Annotated in this window: 18 protein-coding genes; all 18 read right to left on the bottom strand. The window is 41.1% G+C overall.

Annotation, left to right across the window (positions count from 1 at the left end):
• Positions 1-32: 32 nt before the first annotated feature.
• The 18 genes from MK480_RS03285 to rbfA all read right to left on the bottom strand — a co-directional run bounded on the left by MK480_RS03285 (position 33) and on the right by rbfA (position 15,568).
• Positions 33-428 (bottom strand): single-stranded DNA-binding protein, encoded by a 396-nt coding sequence (locus MK480_RS03285; RefSeq protein WP_000282442.1) that lies wholly within the window; start codon positions 426-428, stop codon positions 33-35.
• 76 nt (positions 429-504) lie between these two features.
• The gene (locus MK480_RS03290) at positions 505-1,266 is read right to left on the bottom strand and encodes an SDR family NAD(P)-dependent oxidoreductase (RefSeq protein ID WP_254754033.1); all 762 of its coding nucleotides are present in this window, start codon (positions 1,264-1,266) and stop codon (positions 505-507) included.
• Positions 1,267-1,307: 41 nt separating this feature from the next.
• On the bottom strand, positions 1,308-1,934 hold the full coding sequence (gene ytpR, locus MK480_RS03295) for a YtpR family tRNA-binding protein (RefSeq protein WP_254754032.1): 627 nt from the start codon (positions 1,932-1,934) through the stop codon (positions 1,308-1,310).
• A gap of 15 nt (positions 1,935-1,949) precedes the next feature.
• Positions 1,950-2,267: a thioredoxin family protein gene (locus tag MK480_RS03300; RefSeq protein ID WP_254754031.1), complete on the bottom strand. Its 318-nt coding sequence runs from the start codon at positions 2,265-2,267 to the stop codon at positions 1,950-1,952.
• A complete protein-coding gene (locus tag MK480_RS03305) occupies positions 2,264-2,563 on the bottom strand; it encodes a DUF4651 domain-containing protein (RefSeq protein WP_042900387.1) in 300 nt (99 codons plus the stop codon). The genes MK480_RS03300 and MK480_RS03305 overlap by 4 nt, the downstream gene beginning before the upstream one ends.
• A gap of 249 nt (positions 2,564-2,812) precedes the next feature.
• Positions 2,813-3,889, bottom strand: coding sequence for an N-acetylmuramoyl-L-alanine amidase family protein (locus MK480_RS03310; RefSeq protein ID WP_268707182.1), 1,077 nt, complete (start codon positions 3,887-3,889; stop codon positions 2,813-2,815).
• Between the two features lie 119 nt (positions 3,890-4,008).
• Entirely contained in the window at positions 4,009-5,616 is a 1,608-nt protein-coding gene (locus MK480_RS03315; RefSeq protein ID WP_268707183.1) for a CTP synthase, read from the bottom strand.
• A 236-nt stretch (positions 5,617-5,852) separates the two neighbouring features.
• Positions 5,853-6,440: a DNA-directed RNA polymerase subunit delta gene (gene rpoE / locus MK480_RS03320; protein ID WP_268707184.1), complete on the bottom strand. Its 588-nt coding sequence runs from the start codon at positions 6,438-6,440 to the stop codon at positions 5,853-5,855.
• A 273-nt stretch (positions 6,441-6,713) separates the two neighbouring features.
• Positions 6,714-7,427: an MAE_28990/MAE_18760 family HEPN-like nuclease gene (locus MK480_RS03325; protein WP_268707185.1), complete on the bottom strand. Its 714-nt coding sequence runs from the start codon at positions 7,425-7,427 to the stop codon at positions 6,714-6,716.
• A gap of 7 nt (positions 7,428-7,434) precedes the next feature.
• Positions 7,435-8,682 (bottom strand): DUF262 domain-containing protein, encoded by a 1,248-nt coding sequence (locus MK480_RS03330; RefSeq protein ID WP_268707186.1) that lies wholly within the window; start codon positions 8,680-8,682, stop codon positions 7,435-7,437.
• A gap of 55 nt (positions 8,683-8,737) precedes the next feature.
• Positions 8,738-11,389: a valine--tRNA ligase gene (locus MK480_RS03335; RefSeq protein WP_268707187.1), complete on the bottom strand. Its 2,652-nt coding sequence runs from the start codon at positions 11,387-11,389 to the stop codon at positions 8,738-8,740.
• Complete coding sequence (locus MK480_RS03340) at positions 11,382-11,960, bottom strand: AAA family ATPase (RefSeq protein ID WP_268707188.1); 579 nt, start codon at positions 11,958-11,960, stop codon at positions 11,382-11,384. The genes MK480_RS03335 and MK480_RS03340 overlap by 8 nt, the downstream gene beginning before the upstream one ends.
• Positions 11,960-12,520, bottom strand: a complete 561-nt coding sequence (locus MK480_RS03345; protein WP_268707189.1) for a GNAT family N-acetyltransferase — start codon at positions 12,518-12,520, stop codon at positions 11,960-11,962. Before MK480_RS03345 ends, MK480_RS03340 begins: the two co-directional genes overlap by 1 nt.
• 279 nt (positions 12,521-12,799) lie before the next feature.
• Complete coding sequence (locus MK480_RS03350) at positions 12,800-13,195, bottom strand: helix-hairpin-helix domain-containing protein (RefSeq protein ID WP_000038635.1); 396 nt, start codon at positions 13,193-13,195, stop codon at positions 12,800-12,802.
• 95 nt (positions 13,196-13,290) lie between these two features.
• Entirely contained in the window at positions 13,291-13,545 is a 255-nt protein-coding gene (locus MK480_RS03355; RefSeq protein WP_049543818.1) for a DUF1912 family protein, read from the bottom strand.
• A 9-nt stretch (positions 13,546-13,554) separates the two neighbouring features.
• Entirely contained in the window at positions 13,555-14,889 is a 1,335-nt protein-coding gene (locus tag MK480_RS03360) for a DUF438 domain-containing protein (protein ID WP_268707190.1), read from the bottom strand.
• Positions 14,889-15,122 (bottom strand): DUF1858 domain-containing protein, encoded by a 234-nt coding sequence (locus tag MK480_RS03365; RefSeq protein WP_000368739.1) that lies wholly within the window; start codon positions 15,120-15,122, stop codon positions 14,889-14,891. The genes MK480_RS03360 and MK480_RS03365 overlap by 1 nt, the downstream gene beginning before the upstream one ends.
• 95 nt (positions 15,123-15,217) lie before the next feature.
• On the bottom strand, positions 15,218-15,568 hold the full coding sequence (rbfA, locus tag MK480_RS03370; RefSeq protein WP_001273601.1) for a 30S ribosome-binding factor RbfA: 351 nt from the start codon (positions 15,566-15,568) through the stop codon (positions 15,218-15,220).
• Positions 15,569-15,783 lie beyond the last annotated feature (215 nt).

Below are 15,783 nucleotides of genomic sequence, written 5' to 3' on the forward strand. Positions count from 1 at the left end.
AAAGCCTGAGACTAACTCAGACTTTTCAATGTTTAAAATGGCAATTCTTCCTCTTCCAAAACCAAATCCGCCAAATCTTGTCCTGCATTATTTTCACGCATGGCACGTTGGGCACGACTTTCCAATAGTTGGAATCCAGTAACAAGTACTTCGGTCACATAATTCATTTGACCATTTTTCTCAAAGCGACGGGTACGAAGTTCTCCATCCACAGAGATAAGACTACCTTTAGTTGCGTAGCTTGCCAATGTTTCTGCTAGTCTCCCCCATAGGACCATATTAACAAAATCAGCTTCGCGCTCCCCATTTTGGTCTTTGTAACGACGGTTCACAGCGATAGTTGCTCGCGCTACTGACTTGTCATTGTTGGTTTTGTGCAATTCTGGTGTAGACGTCAAACGCCCAATCAAGATAACTTTATTATACATATTTTTTCCTCCTACTTATCTATTCGTAGGAAATCAAAAAAAGTTACAGAAATTTGTAACTTTTCGAGGAAATTTTTTACTTTTTATGAACCATGAAACCTGTCGCCTGTTGATTGGCCATAATGGTCATATCTGTAATCTGAACACGACGAGGTTGACTGGTCGCATAGACTACTGTGTCTGCAATATCCTGAGCTTGCAAGGCTTCGATTCCTTGGTAAACGGACGCAGCTCGTTCTTTATCACCATGAAAACGCACTGTAGAAAAATCTGTTTCGACAATTCCAGGCTGAATGGTGGTCACCTTGATATCTGTTGAAATGGTATCAATTCGCAGTCCATCTGAAAAGGTCTTAACCGCTGCCTTGGTAGCTGAGTAAACAGCGGCACCAGCATAGGCGTAGATTCCTGCGGTTGACCCCATATTGATAATATGACCTTGATTGGATTTTACCATTGCTGGCAAGAAACAACGAGTGACTGCCATTAAACCTTTGACATTGGTATCCAGCATGGTCAACATATCCAACTCTTCATAGTCCTGATAGGGTGCTAAACCTAGAGCTAGTCCGGCGTTATTGACCAAGATGTCAATCTGCCCTATCGTTTCTAGAATATCGGAGCAGACCGTCTTTACCATGTCCATATCCGTTACATCTAATGAAAAGGTCCAAACTGTTTGACTAGGAAAAGTTTTTGCAAACTCTGACTTGAGGGCTTCTAGTCTGTCTATCCGTCGTCCAGTTAGAACGACATTCTCACCCTGCTCCAGATAAGCACGCGCAATCGCTTCACCGATTCCTGATGTCGCTCCTGTAATCACTACATTTTTTGCCATCTTATTTCCTTCTATCTGGTCTATCAGATACTAACAACATCTTAGGCAGTCCAGTGCTTAACTGGGTCGAATGGTGTTCCGACAACTTGGTCTTCTGATAACTCAATAACACCACGTTTTTGCGGAGCATTTGGGAGGTGCAATTCACGAGGGCTACACATCATGCCAAAACTCTTTTCACCTCGAAGCTCGCCTGGAAAAATGAGGTTACCTTTTGGCATCATGGCACCTGGAAGAGCGACAATGGTTTTCAGACCGACACGCGCATTTGGAGCACCTGCAACAATTTGTACTGTCTTGTCACTTGCGACTGCAACTTGGCAGATATTGAGGTGGTCACTATCTGGATGAGCTACCATCTCGACAATTTCACCCACAACAAACTTAGGTTCTTTGTCATTGATAATTTCTTCTGTAAAACCTGCCACCTGCAATTCTTGGTTCAAACGAGCGACTTGCTCATCTGATAAAAAGACTTGACCGCGCTCTGCAATTTCAAATAAACTCGAAACTTCGAAAATATTCCAAGCTACTGTTTCTCCATTATCTTTGAGGAAAACACGAGCTACCTTGCCTTTACGCTCCACGTCCAGTTTGGCATCTCCGCTATTTTTCACGATGACCATAAGGACATCACCGACATGTTCTTTATTATATGTAAAAATCATTATTTCTCTTTTCTCCTATTTCAGTCCTGCTAAAAAGTCATTGATTTGTTCCTTGCTTTTACGGTCACGATTGACAAAACGACCGATTTCCTTGTCCTTTTCTAGAACAACAAGGCTAGGAATTCCGTATACATCCCAGAGTTTAGCTAGATCCATGTACTGGTCTCGGTCCACTCGAATAAAGGTGAACTCTGGATTGATCTCCTCAATTTCTGGCAAGGCAGGATAGATATAACGGCAATCGCCACACCAGTCTGCCACAAAAAGAAAGACCTTCTTGCCATCTTTTTCTACTAATGATGCTAATTCTTCTAAACTTGCTGGTTGTATCATAAGACTTCCTCCTCATAGACTAGGTCTTCATTTTCATAGACAAAGGTATAATGACGGCCATCCTCAAAAATGACGCCACCAACCAAGCTCTCTAGACTGCTTTCATAGACTTGAACATAGAGGGTCGCAATTCCCCCCATGTCTGAAAAATGGTCTCGCACAATCGCTGTCAACTCTTCCTGAGTCTTCATGAGCTTACGGTCATCTGCAACTTTTTTCGTAGCAAGGGCAAGGCTCCCAATACCAAGCAGAGCCAAGCCTGCCATCCACATTTTTTTAGCTTTCATACCATTCATTTTAACACAAAAAAAGCTTTAGGACAAATGAGGAAGCAACAGAAAAGCAAGTAAAAAGCCTCTTCCTTTAAGGAAAAGGACTTCTTATACTCAATGAAAATCAAAGAGCAAACTAGGAAGCTAGCCGCAGGTTGCTCAAAGCACTGCTTTGAGGTTGTAGATAGAACTGACGAAGTCAGCTCAAAACAGCGTTTTGAGGTTGTGGATAAAGCTGACGTGGTTTGAAGAGATTTTCGAAGAGTATTATTCTTATTGCCAGGCACCTGAGTTGCCAACGTAGTAACCATCAGGGGTGTAAGTATTGCGAAGCATCTTACCTGATGAAGCTAGATAGTACCACTTGCCATTATCTTTGACCCAACCATTCGCAATCATGGCACCAGAAGAACTTACATAATACCATTCTCCCTTGTCATAAATCCAAGCGCTTGCTTTCATAGCTCCTGAAGTTGATAAATAGTACCACTTGCCTTGGTCGTAAAACCAGTCACTCGCAATCATGGCTCCTGATGATTTAAAGGCATACCAGTTACCACCTTGATAGAGCCAAGTTTGATTGAACATGACTCCTTTATCATTCATAAAGTACCAAGTTCCCTTGTCCTTAACCCAAGCGTTCTGCACTAATTGGCCTTGTTGTTGATAGTACCAGTTTTGATTTGATTTTAGCCAGCTTTCTGCTTTTACAATCGGATAAAGTTCTCGGAAGGCTCCTCCCCCCTTGTAGGAATGACTGATAGATTTTAGTTTTTCAAGTTTCAACTCGCCATTGCCATAGTCTGCCCAAGCAAAGACTTTTTGACCATTGACAGTCTCTGGTAAAGTAGCAGTGTAAGTCTTGGTTTGATAATCCCATTTAGCATCGAGGTAAGTGTATTGATCATTTGATTCTTCAATACGATAGTAACCTCTCTTTCCACTATCATTATGGATGTCATCCACAACTTTCGTTGACCAGGTCTTTACTTCATTTCCGCTCTTGGCTTCTACCTTGATATCTCCTCTATAGCCATATGGAACATAGAAATTCAGGTAACGCCCCTCTACGCCCATCATAGACTTGTCCTTTTCTTGGCCTAGAAAATTGACTGTCTGATCTTGACCATTGAGACTAACTGTCCACTCGATTTTCTCGGTTTTTGGCAAATCCAAGACTTTGATATCCACTTCATGACCATTGTTAAACCGAAGAATCTTGCCATCTTGATACTGTACTCCACACTTAACAACCCATTCTTCTTTAAGCTCAAATGCCTGCCCTGAATGTGGAAAAGCCAGTAAAGCTAGACCAGCTAGAGACAAACCAAATAATGTGATTTTTTTCATCGTAGATCCTCCTTAGGATTTTTTATGTTAATTATATCACTATGTTTTTATTTTGCAACTCATATCCTAAATATACAAGCAAAAAACCTCTGAGATTCTTCTCAAAGGTTCTGATTTAACTAATTGCTGTTCTCAACTGCTGCAGTCACAAAAGCAGTGTAGAGTTCTTCTGGGCGATTTGGACGGCTTGACAGTTCAGGGTGATACTGACACGCTACAAAGAATTTATTTTCAGGAATTTCCACGATTTCGACCAAACGATTGTCTGGAGAAACTCCTGAGAAGACAAAGCCTGCTGCCTCAAACTGCTCACGGAAGGCATTGTTAAACTCATAACGGTGACGGTGACGGCGTTGCACCACTTCTTGATTGTGATAAGCAGCTGCAGCCTTAGAGCCACGTTTCAACTTAGATGGATAAAGTCCCAAACGAAGGGTTCCCCCCATATCCTCAACATCAATCTGATCACGCATGATATCAATGATAGGGTATTTTGTTTCTGGTGCAAGCTCTGCAGAATTGGCACCTTCAAGGCCTAAAACGTTACGAGCAAACTCGATACATGTCAACTGCATTCCCAAGCAGACACCTAACATTGGAACATCATTTTCACGTGCATAGCGAATGGCTTGGATTTTCCCTTCCGTACCACGTTGACCAAAACCTCCTGGTACGATGATTCCGTCCGCATCAGACAAGAGTTCCGCCACATTCTCTGCTGTCACATCATTGGCATTGACCCAATTGATTTTAACTTCTGCGTCATTTGCATAACCAGAGTGTTTCAAGGCTTCGACCACTGAGATGTAGGCATCTTGCAACTCAACATACTTACCAACAAGGGAAATCTTGACCTGTTTCTTAAGGTTCATGACCTTGTCCACCATGGCTGACCATTCTGTCATATCCGCTACTGGTGCATCTAATTTCAAATGGTCACAGACAATTTGGTCCATACCTTGTGCCTGCAAGTTCAATGGAATTTGGTAAAGATGTTCAACATCCAACGACTCGATAACGGCTTCTGGTGCCACATCACAGAACTGGGCCAGTTTGTTTTTGATTCCTTGACCAGCTGGCTCTTCTGTACGAATAACCAACATATTTGGCTGGATTCCCAATCCACGCAATTCTTTTACAGAGTGTTGGGTTGGTTTGGTCTTCATTTCACCAGCAGCCTTGAGGTAAGGAAGCAAGGTTGTATGGATATACATGACGTTATCCGCACCCACATCTGCCTTCATCTGACGAAGGGCCTCTAAGAATGGCAAGGACTCGATATCTCCTACTGTTCCACCAACCTCTGTGATAATGACATCAGAGTCGGTCGTTAGAGCGGCACGCTTGATTTTTTCTTTCAAAGCATCTGTGATATGAGGAATAACCTGAACAGTTGCCCCAAGGTATTCTCCACGGCGTTCTTTACGAAGAACTTCACTGTAAATTTTCCCAGTTGTCACGTTGGAATATTTGTTAAGATTGATATCGATGAAGCGTTCATAGTGACCCAAGTCCAAATCTGTCTCAGCTCCATCATCTGTCACAAAAACTTCCCCGTGCTGGTAAGGACTCATAGTTCCCGGATCAATATTGATATAAGGGTCAAACTTTTGAATGGTTACTTTGAGACCACGATTTTTCAAGAGACGGCCCAGACTCGCTGCTACAATCCCTTTCCCAATAGACGATACCACACCACCAGTTACAAAAATATATTTCGTAGACATAGATTCCTCTTTCTAAAATGCTCAAGGTCTTGCTAACTACGAGGGGACATAGAAAACAAGACCCTACTAATAAGAATAATCTGGGACGACTGCACCAGATTCACAACTAAAATACAAGAAGATAACTTCTTGAAAAAACAAAAATAGCTCCCTAAGAACTAGGGAGCCCCGACCTCTAAAAGAGGTGCCCGAACAATATGATACCTAAAAATAGGATAATTGTCAATAGCTAACTTTTATTCCTCGACGTTTTCAGAATCATCGTCTGAAAACTCGTCGTCTTCTTCATTGAGATCCACGTCTTCACCCAAGTCATCTGGAGCGATTTCGTTGATTTCTGCATCGTAAGCTTCCACTTCATTTTTCTCATCATCTGGATTTTCATCATCGTATGAAAGAGCTGGATCTGCTTCGTATGCATCTTCATCCTCTGGATCATCCGCATTGTAGTCAATGGCATCTGAATCACCATCCATGAAGGCATTGACACGTTTTTTCTTAGCTTTTGGTGCTACTTCATCGTCGTCATTTTCCTCAAGAGCGATGATTTCTTCGTCGATTTCATCCACACCATACCATGAACGAAGCCCCCATTTGTTGTCTCCAAGAGAGATGAAGCTACCGTCAAAGTTCAATTCTGTGTAGAACAAAGGCAAGGCTTCACGGATATCGCTGTTTGATGTTCCAAGGTAGTTTTGAATTTCGTTTACAAGATCGCTAAAATGCATCTCATGATCGCGACCACGAAGTTCCAAGATAGCACGCGCTACCTCAATCATAGATAGTTCACTTTTTTCTTGCCCAGCAAATATTTCTAATTCCAAAGCGTTTCTCCTCATTTATGCTACTATCGCCAGAGCGAACAGACTCTGACCTCATTTTATCATTTACTCTTTATTTTACGATAATTTTGCGGAATAGTCAAAGGTTAAATGGGAGAAAATGACAGGACTTTTTATTTCTTTGCTACCCAGCCGATGGGAGCGCTAGGTGGATTTTCGATATCAATCCATATGAATTCGATGCACAACGATATAAGAAAATTAAGGTGAAATATTGAAAATTTATAGTATTTTCAATTATATAAATACGATAATTTAGATGCTATTCAAAATGTTATTTGATTTTGAATCAACAGGGAAACCTGTAACCGTCTCGAATTTGTCAATCATACATTTAATAATTTTTTGAAAAAATTCAACATATTCCTTAAATTGCTCATTTTCTACTGAAAATTTATAATTTTCATGTGCAATACTATTTCGAATATCTCTATACTTTAATATAAACACTTCTGCAGAAAAATTCTCGACTGTCTTAACCCCCCCGACTACTTCAGTTCGAGATAAGTTAATATTCTTTAACAAATCTCTTTCATTAAATATTTGCTCAAAAATATCTGGATAGTGTTCCTTTAGCTTATGATCATGTAGGAACTCAAATTTCAAATATTTAGATAATTCCTCCCTAGGTATTTTATCATATAGAACAGTTCTAATGGAGTCAAATGTTTTTGTTTGAGGATTAGTTAGTAAATTTTGTAATTTTTTATCATTTTTATTAGTATTAATAAAATATTTCATTGCTATCGAACCTTTTAAATCTTCAAGCTTAATACCTTTTGAACTTAAAGTAATATTTTCAACATAACACTGAATTAAAAAATCTAAAAAATATTCAAATGTTGTAAATACTGATAAATAAAGTGAATTGAGTAAGAATGTACTAGCTTCATCATCCAATTTTTTTAGGTCATTTTCATAAATATCAATATACTTTTTGTAATTCTTAAAAATATTATCTACATCCATGTTACATCTAATTCCTGATTAATTTATTTAAGATTTTTCCCCACTCGTATCTTTTTAACACATTAGATGTGTTATTTGTTCCTCTCACAAATAAACCTTCATCGCTTTTACTAAGAAACTCTAAAAACGACTCTTTGATTTTTTCCTTATATTGTCTTACTTCATCAATTGAAAATCTTGATAGGATAACTAACTGGGTTTCAGCTACAGTCTTATTGATACTAGTTGCAAGTTCATTACTACTAATTCGCTTAAAAGCATCGTTACCAAAAACAATATTTACTTTCTCTATAGATTTTAAAATGAAATCTTCTAACTCCTCAGATTTTTCTACATCATTCCTATATTCTTTTAAAAACTCAATGATTGCTGTATTCAATCTTCCACCATAAGTGCGTTCCTTTTTCCCATCTAATAGTTTCGGATTTCGCACTTCAATTCTTTTAATAGCAGTAAACGATTCATCAATAAATTCATTTATAACAAATGCACGTAACAAAATTTCGTTATAACCGTATCTCTTCTTAAGGACTACTCTTTTCCCAAATATTTCATCAACAATATCTAATTCACAAGTTTCATTTAATTTGGACAAAAATACGCCTCGATACATTACATTTAATAATTCCTGTCCATTTAATTTTATGGAACCTTGATTTATTCTTGAAAATATATCATATTTAATATCCTCCGATGAATCCTTCTGAATTATAACAATAGGTAGTGAAACATTTTTAAACTTTCTCTGAATCCTATCATCAAGTTCAGCAAAGGTCTTTTTATTAAAATCAGACAACGTTGAGAGTCCACTTAATTCCAGAGGATCCATATAATTTAGATATTCATTTCCTTTCTTAACATTGTTTAAGTCATCTTCATTAAGAATTGATTTAAAAAAAGTAAAAACTGTTGTTAAACGTTGTTGCCCATCAATTACTTCTAGCGTGTCATCATCATTTTCTGATAAAAATATAGTTGGTATAGGAATTGACAGCAATAAAGATTCAATAAATTGTGACATTGTTTTTTGATTCCAAACAAATTTCCTTTGGTAGTCAGGCTGTAAAATTAACTCTCCTTCTTTTATCATTCGTATTAAATCTGAGGTAGATTTATCAACTTTATCTATATATAGTTTTCTACTAGATGTAGTTGACTCAACTTCATCCTCAACTTCAGCATCAATATCAATTCGCTCATTATCAATATTTTCTAAAAGCGTATCTTCAGAATACAATTCTAAAATGTTAGTCAAAATATTTTCTCCTTTATTATCTATATATCAAACGATATCCACCGTGTTTCTGTGTTTATTTCACCAACTTCTTCATCTCATCAATACGTGCTACGGTCGCATCGTATTTAGCTTGGTAATCGGCTTGTTTGTCGCGTTCTTTTTGGACGACTTCTGGTTTAGCATTGGCTACGAAGCGTTCGTTAGAGAGCTTCTTACCGACCATATCCAGTTCTTTTTGCCACTTAGCTAGTTCCTTGTCGAGACGAGCCAGTTCTTCTTCGACATTGAGGAGGTCTGCCAGTGGCAAGTAGATTTCTGCTCCTGTGATGACGCTTGACATAGCGAGTTCAGGTGCAGGGATGGTTGATGCGATTTCCAAGTGTTCTGGATTTGTAAAGCGTTTGATGTAATTGACATTGCTGTTAAAGAAGGCTTCCAAGTCACTATCGCTAGTCTTAACAAGGATGGTGATAGGCTTGCTTGGTGCTACGTTTACTTCTGCACGCGCATTACGAACAGCGCGGATCAAGTCTTTGAGGCTTTCCACACCAGTGTGAGCCACAAGGTCTTCAAAGGCTGGATTGACAGTTGGGTATTCTGCTGTCACGATAGAGCCTTCTGAGATTTGTCCAAAGATTTCCTCTGTCACGAATGGCATAATTGGGTGAAGGAGACGAAGGATCTTGTCCAGAGTGTAAAGGAGGACAGAACGTGTGATAACTTTCTCTTCTTCATTGTCGCTATAAAGGACTTCCTTGGTCAACTCAACGTACCAGTCCGCAAACTCATCCCAGATGAAGTTGTAGAGGATGTGTCCAGCAACACCAAACTCAAACTTGTCAAAGTTGGCAGTAGCTTTTCCGATAGTTTCATTGAGGTTGTGGAGAATCCAGCGATCTGTGACATTTCCAGCTTCCTTGTTAACAACTTTTTCGACATTAGCAGTTGCTTGCTCAAGGGTCAAACCTTCATTGTTCATGAGGATGTAGCGAGAGATGTTCCAGATCTTGTTAATGAAGTTCCATGAAGCATCCATTTTCTCGTAAGAGAAGCGCACGTCTTGCCCTGGTGCAGAACCGTTTGAAAGGAACCAACGAAGAGCATCGGCACCGTATTTCTCGATGACATCCATCGGATCAATCCCGTTGCCAAGAGATTTAGACATCTTGCGTCCTTGCTCATCACGAATAAGACCGTGTATAAGCACGTTTTGGAATGGCTGACGGCCAGTGAATTCCAAGGATTGGAAGATCATACGAGACACCCAGAAGAAGATGATGTCGTAACCTGTTACCAAGGTTGAAGTTGGGAAGTAACGCTTGAAGTCTCCTGAGTCCACATCAGGCCAGCCCATGGTTGAGAATGGCCAAAGGGCAGAACTGAACCAAGTATCCAAGACATCTTCGTCCTGAGTCCAACCGTCACCTTCTGGAGCTTCTTCGCCGACATACATTTCACCTTCAGCATTGTACCAAGCAGGGATTTGGTGACCCCACCAGAGCTGACGAGAGATAACCCAGTCGTGGACATTTTCCATCCATTGGAGGAAGGTATCATTGAAACGAGGTGGGTAGAATTCGACCTTATCCTCTGTGTCTTGGTTGGCAATAGCATTTTTCGCCAATTGGTCCATCTTAACGAACCATTGAGTAGACAAGCGTGGCTCAACCACTACACCTGTACGCTCTGAGTGACCAACACTGTGGACACGTTTTTCGATTTTAACAAGTGCACCGATTTCTTCCAGCTTAGCAACGACTGCCTTACGAGCTTCAAAACGGTCCATGCCTGCAAATTCAAAGGCCAAGTCATTCATAGTTCCGTCATCGTTCATAACATTGACTTGTGGCAAGTTGTGTCGTTGACCAACCAAGAAGTCGTTTGGATCATGGGCAGGCGTGATTTTCACGACACCAGTACCAAATTCAGGATCTGCGTGTTCGTCTCCAACGATTGGGATGAGTTTATTAGCGATTGGAAGGATGACGTTTTTACCAATCAAGTCCTTGTAGCGTGGGTCTTCTGGATTGACCGCAACCGCAACGTCCCCAAACATGGTCTCAGGACGAGTTGTCGCAACTTCAAGGGCGCGTGAGCCGTCTTCCAGCATATAATTCATGTGGTAGAAGGCACCTTCGACATCCTTATGGATAACTTCGATATCAGAAAGGGCAGTGCGAGCTGCTGGGTCCCAGTTGATAATAAATTCACCACGGTAGATCCAACCTTTCTTGTAAAGGTCCACAAAGACCTTACGAACAGCTTTTGACAAACCTTCGTCAAGAGTGAAACGCTCACGAGAGTAGTCTACAGAGAGCCCCATCTTGCCCCATTGTTCCTTGATAGTAGTGGCATATTCGTCTTTCCATTCCCAGACCTTGTCGAGGAATTTTTCACGACCTAGGTCATAACGTGTAATCCCCTCTCCACGCAAGCGCTCCTCAACCTTAGCCTGAGTGGCAATCCCAGCGTGGTCCATCCCTGGAAGCCAAAGTGTATCAAAACCTTGCATCCGTTTTTGACGTATAATGATATCCTGCAAAGTTGTATCCCAAGCGTGACCAAGGTGAAGCTTCCCAGTTACGTTTGGTGGTGGAATCACGATCGAATAAGGCTTAGCCTTTTGGTCTCCTGAAGGCTTGAAAACATCCGCATCAAGCCATTTTTGGTAACGACCAGCCTCAACCTCGGCTGGATTGTATTTAGGTGAAAGTTCTTTAGACATGTGTTTGTCCTTTCTCTATTTTGTTCATTTTATTTTGAATTTGCTTAGCAGCTTCTTCTGCAGACAAATTCGTATTATTTATTTTAAAGTAGTGGTGCAACTCATTCGATTGATGTTGGGAATTTAATTGAAGTGTTTCAGCGGTCTCTAAAATTTCTCTTTCAGATACCTCAATATATCGTTTCAAGGGCTTGTGCTTCAACCGATTCTCCGTTCGATTTCGACGTAAACGCTCCTCAAGGCTTGTTTCCAATTCAACAAACAGAATCTCTTGATGATAGTCATTCAACAAATCTTGAATTTGCTTTAAATACATCAGCTGGTACTGATTTGAAAAATCAATTACGTCTGTTAAAATTACTGATCGCTGATTTCTTGCACTTGCCCCAAGGAAAGAAAAGGTGATTCCACGAACAAATTCCCACATCTCCTCTGTATAATCCTGATAGATTTCTAGTGCAAAATCGATGGCTTGATGGTTATAAAAGAGGGTAGAATCCGTCAGTCGAGATAGTTCTTGACCAATCGTCATTTTTCCTGAGGCCGGAGCACCAACGATGAAAACATGCATCAAATTACCTCCCACTCACTCCTCCGCAAACCATATATCAGGCTGTCACAGCGGTTTCCTTGAACATCTTTACGATCTCGGATACGAGCTTCGAGGGTAAATCCAAGTTTTTCTGCGACTCGTTTACTTTGGACATTATAACCAAAGCAAGAGAGTTCAATCTTGTGAAGACCTAGTTCTCTAAAAGCTATGTCAATCAAGGCACGCGCTGCTTCTGGCACATAACCTCGTCCCCAATAGTCTGGGTGTAAGGTGTAGCCAATCTCCAGTACATCGTCTTCGTGCCGATGGTTGAAATCAACAGAGCCGATGACTTTATCGGTTCCTTTGACGACAATTCCGTAGCCAGCTGGGAGATTTTCCTTTTGATTGCGTTCGGGAAGGATATGCTCTAGATAGTAAACCTCATCTTCCAAGGTCTTGACTGGAGGAAAGCCTGCTGGATAGGCGACCTCTGGGAGACTAGCGTAGGTATGGATATCCTCAGCATCTGCCACTGTACGAACTCGTAGGACGAGTCGTTTGGTTTCTAATCGTTCTGGTAATTCAGGTCTTGACATTCTTCTCACCTCGCTTTCTACAAAAAATCGCCCCTGCCATCTACATGACAGGGACGAATGTGTTTATCCGCGGTACCACCCAATTTCGGGCAGAGCCCGCAACTCTCGTCTTTAAAACAAAAAGACAATATTATTTCAATTTTTCACCCATTAGCAACCAGTTTTGACACATTTGTGGACTTCTCAGCGCCGCCACTTTCTGTAAAATGCGGTATTCAAAACACCTCTAATGGATCTATTGTAGCAAGATTCTTTCGGAAATGCAAGGGACAAGAAAGATTACTTGAATTTGATGCCGTTTTCTTTCAATTTCTTGATGGTAGCTGGGCCGATTCCTTTCAAGGCAAGGAGTTCTTTTTCAGTCCAGTTTTTGAAATCTGAAGCAGACTTGATTCCTTCATCATAGAAGGTTTTAGCACGGTCAAGTGGAAGTCCACCCAAGTTTGCTGCAAAATCTTCTACAGAATTGGCTACTTTTTGAGCTTGCTCTTTAGTAGCTTCTACTGCTTGTTCAACTTTTTTAGAAACAGCCTTACCAGCTTGGCTCGCTGACTGTTCTGCACGTTTCACGACTTTTTTTGTCTCTTCTACAACCTTCGTCACAGTACTTGAAAAAGCACCTGCACGACGGAGGCTATTTCGTAATTGTTTTTTACGATTGAGTTTCTTTGACATGATAAAATCCTTTCAATAAAAAACCCCTGCTCTGACAAGGATTTAATATAAATATTCTATCAAGATTTTAGTGAAAAATCAAGAATCTATCTCGTTTAATAATTTCGCTCACCAAACAAGCCTTCTGGCAAATCATGGAATCCCTTACCTGCCTTGAAATTTTCAAACTTACCAAGCAAGAACTGATAAGCATCCATGCGGCTTTCGTAACGAATCATAGCATCTTTAGCACGTTCGTCCTGGTCTTCTTCGTAGACTTTTTGGCTTTCCTTGTGCGCCATGTCATTGATCATAATCTGGGTATTGACCCAGGCTTCAAATTCCTTCATAAATTCTTGTTCGTAACCCATTGCTTCTCCTTATTCTAATCCACGGAAGTAGTCCGTATCAATCTCACGGTAGGGCTGGATATCCTGAACGTACTCCAGCACGCCTTGGAATTCCCCGTTCTCATCGTGTACTGCAGCGTAGGTGATGTGGACAAACTTGCCTCGCGACTCAGACTTGAACCACATTTCATACTTATCCTTGGTCCCCTCACGAAGTCCCTTCATGATGGTCTTGACCTTGTCCAAGTACTTAGGTGGATGACAGAGTTCAACATTGCGCCCGACTTGGGACGGCGTCCGTTTGAAAATCATCTCATCAGCTGGCGCATTGTCATTGTAATACTGGAAAATATCGTCTTTATTGACAAAGGTAATCTCCATAGGAAGATGATTGAGGATGAGGTTGGCCTGCTCGACTGAGAGATAGCCATTCCCAAAAGCCTGTTGACTATGGCGGTCCAGCACTGCTTCCTTTTCCTTAGGGGTAAAGGTAATGGTAAACTGCCCTTCTGGCGTATCGATAACTTGCTGAACTTGACCTTCTGCCGTATCTAACTGTACAGGCTCCTCTGCAATCTTTTCCTCAACAAAGCGCTGACGTTCTGGCACCCATTTCTCAGACGGACGGATGATGGCATAGCCATAGGCATCGCTCTCCTCCGCAATCTGAAGCCAGTCATCCTGAGTAAAGGACTCAAGGAGAATCATGAGAAGGATAGACTCTTCCTTGAAAATCATACTTTCAAACTCTGTCGCAAAGGCTTCAAAAACATCTTTTACAGTGGAAATCGACACTTCAGGTAGTGACTTGGCTGTCGCTAAAACTGTTTGAAAGAGTTCCCTAATCTGGTCATCCACTCCCCACATAACTTTTGGAGGTGAATCGTGTCCATAGCGCTCCATGATTGGAAAGAATAGTTCTTCTTTACGTTGGTAGTGGATGTCAAATTGCCCCAAAAGTCCCATCTGACGCACCAAGCCCTTACGCATCTCCACCAGCATTTCTTCATCTTCCATAGACTCATAGGTATCCAACAATCTCCGAATGCGAATCAAGGCCGCACGGAGGGCTAGATTTTCTTCTTTGAAAATCCGAACTGGGTGACCTGGGTGCTCGGTATCTGCAACTTCGACATCCTTAACAGCATTTTTAAAAAGATTGGCATGAACATCACAGAGTTCCATGACATCTTCAAAGGTGACACCTGAGTCTGAGTTCATCAACTCATGCTCCATGAGAGAAATCTCGATGGCTGACACACCTGTAAAGGTCGCATCAAAGCGCTCCTGAACCGACTCAGGAGAGGCACCATTATGCAATTCTAACAAAATATCCCGCAGGACATGAATCCGTTCATCTGCCATCAGTCTAATCCAATCACTTCGTAGCCATTTGCTTCCAGTGTGCGAACAATCTTGTCCATAGGAGTTCCTTCTAGCTTAGAACCCTGTTTGAGCGATACTTTGCGCCCAACGGTGTTGCGCATCAAGGGATTGGCTAGAGGTTTAAAACCAAGCTCCACTAGGATTTCCAAGACTTCTGGATGCTTGTCCACCACTTCTGCAACGGGAATTGACACATCTATGATATTATCCATGACGACCTCCATTGTCGTTTATAAATGATATTATTTATTTTATTATACCATAAGGAGGACTGGCACACACCAAAAAAGAGGGTTCCCCCTCCTTCTTAGTTCTTATCCAGATTACGTAACATTTCGTCAATCTTGTTTCCATATTCAATGGACTCATCTTTGACGAAGGTCAAATCTGGGATTTTGTACAATTTTAAATTGCGACCAAGTTCACGTTTGATGGTACCAGTCGCTTTTTCAAGCCCGATTTGAGCTTTTTGATTATCTGAAGCAAGGTTACTCAAAATGGTGTAGTAAACCTTGGCAACAGACAAGTCACCTAGCATCTGAACATCTGTGATGGTCACACCTTGGACACGCGGATCACGGACTTTCTTTTGCAAAATCTCATTGACTTCGCGTTTGATTTCCATGCCCACACGATCCGTACGGAAATGATTTGCCATGATATTCCTTTCTCTACTTTGAACCAAAAGCTAGGCCAGCAGACCTAGCTATTTTTAAACTTCTTGATTTTCATTTCAAATTGAAACGAAGTTCAATTTGAAATCATCTGCTTCTTTCGCCGTGGTGAAAGTGATGGAACTGATTTATCAGTCCCATCACAGGGGATTTTTGAGACCCTAGGCTCAAAAATAAGCAATGAAACCATCGGTTTGCT

It is taken from the genome of Streptococcus mitis (assembly GCF_026782895.1).
In the GTDB taxonomy this organism is placed as follows: Bacteria; Bacillota; Bacilli; order Lactobacillales; family Streptococcaceae; genus Streptococcus; species Streptococcus mitis_CB.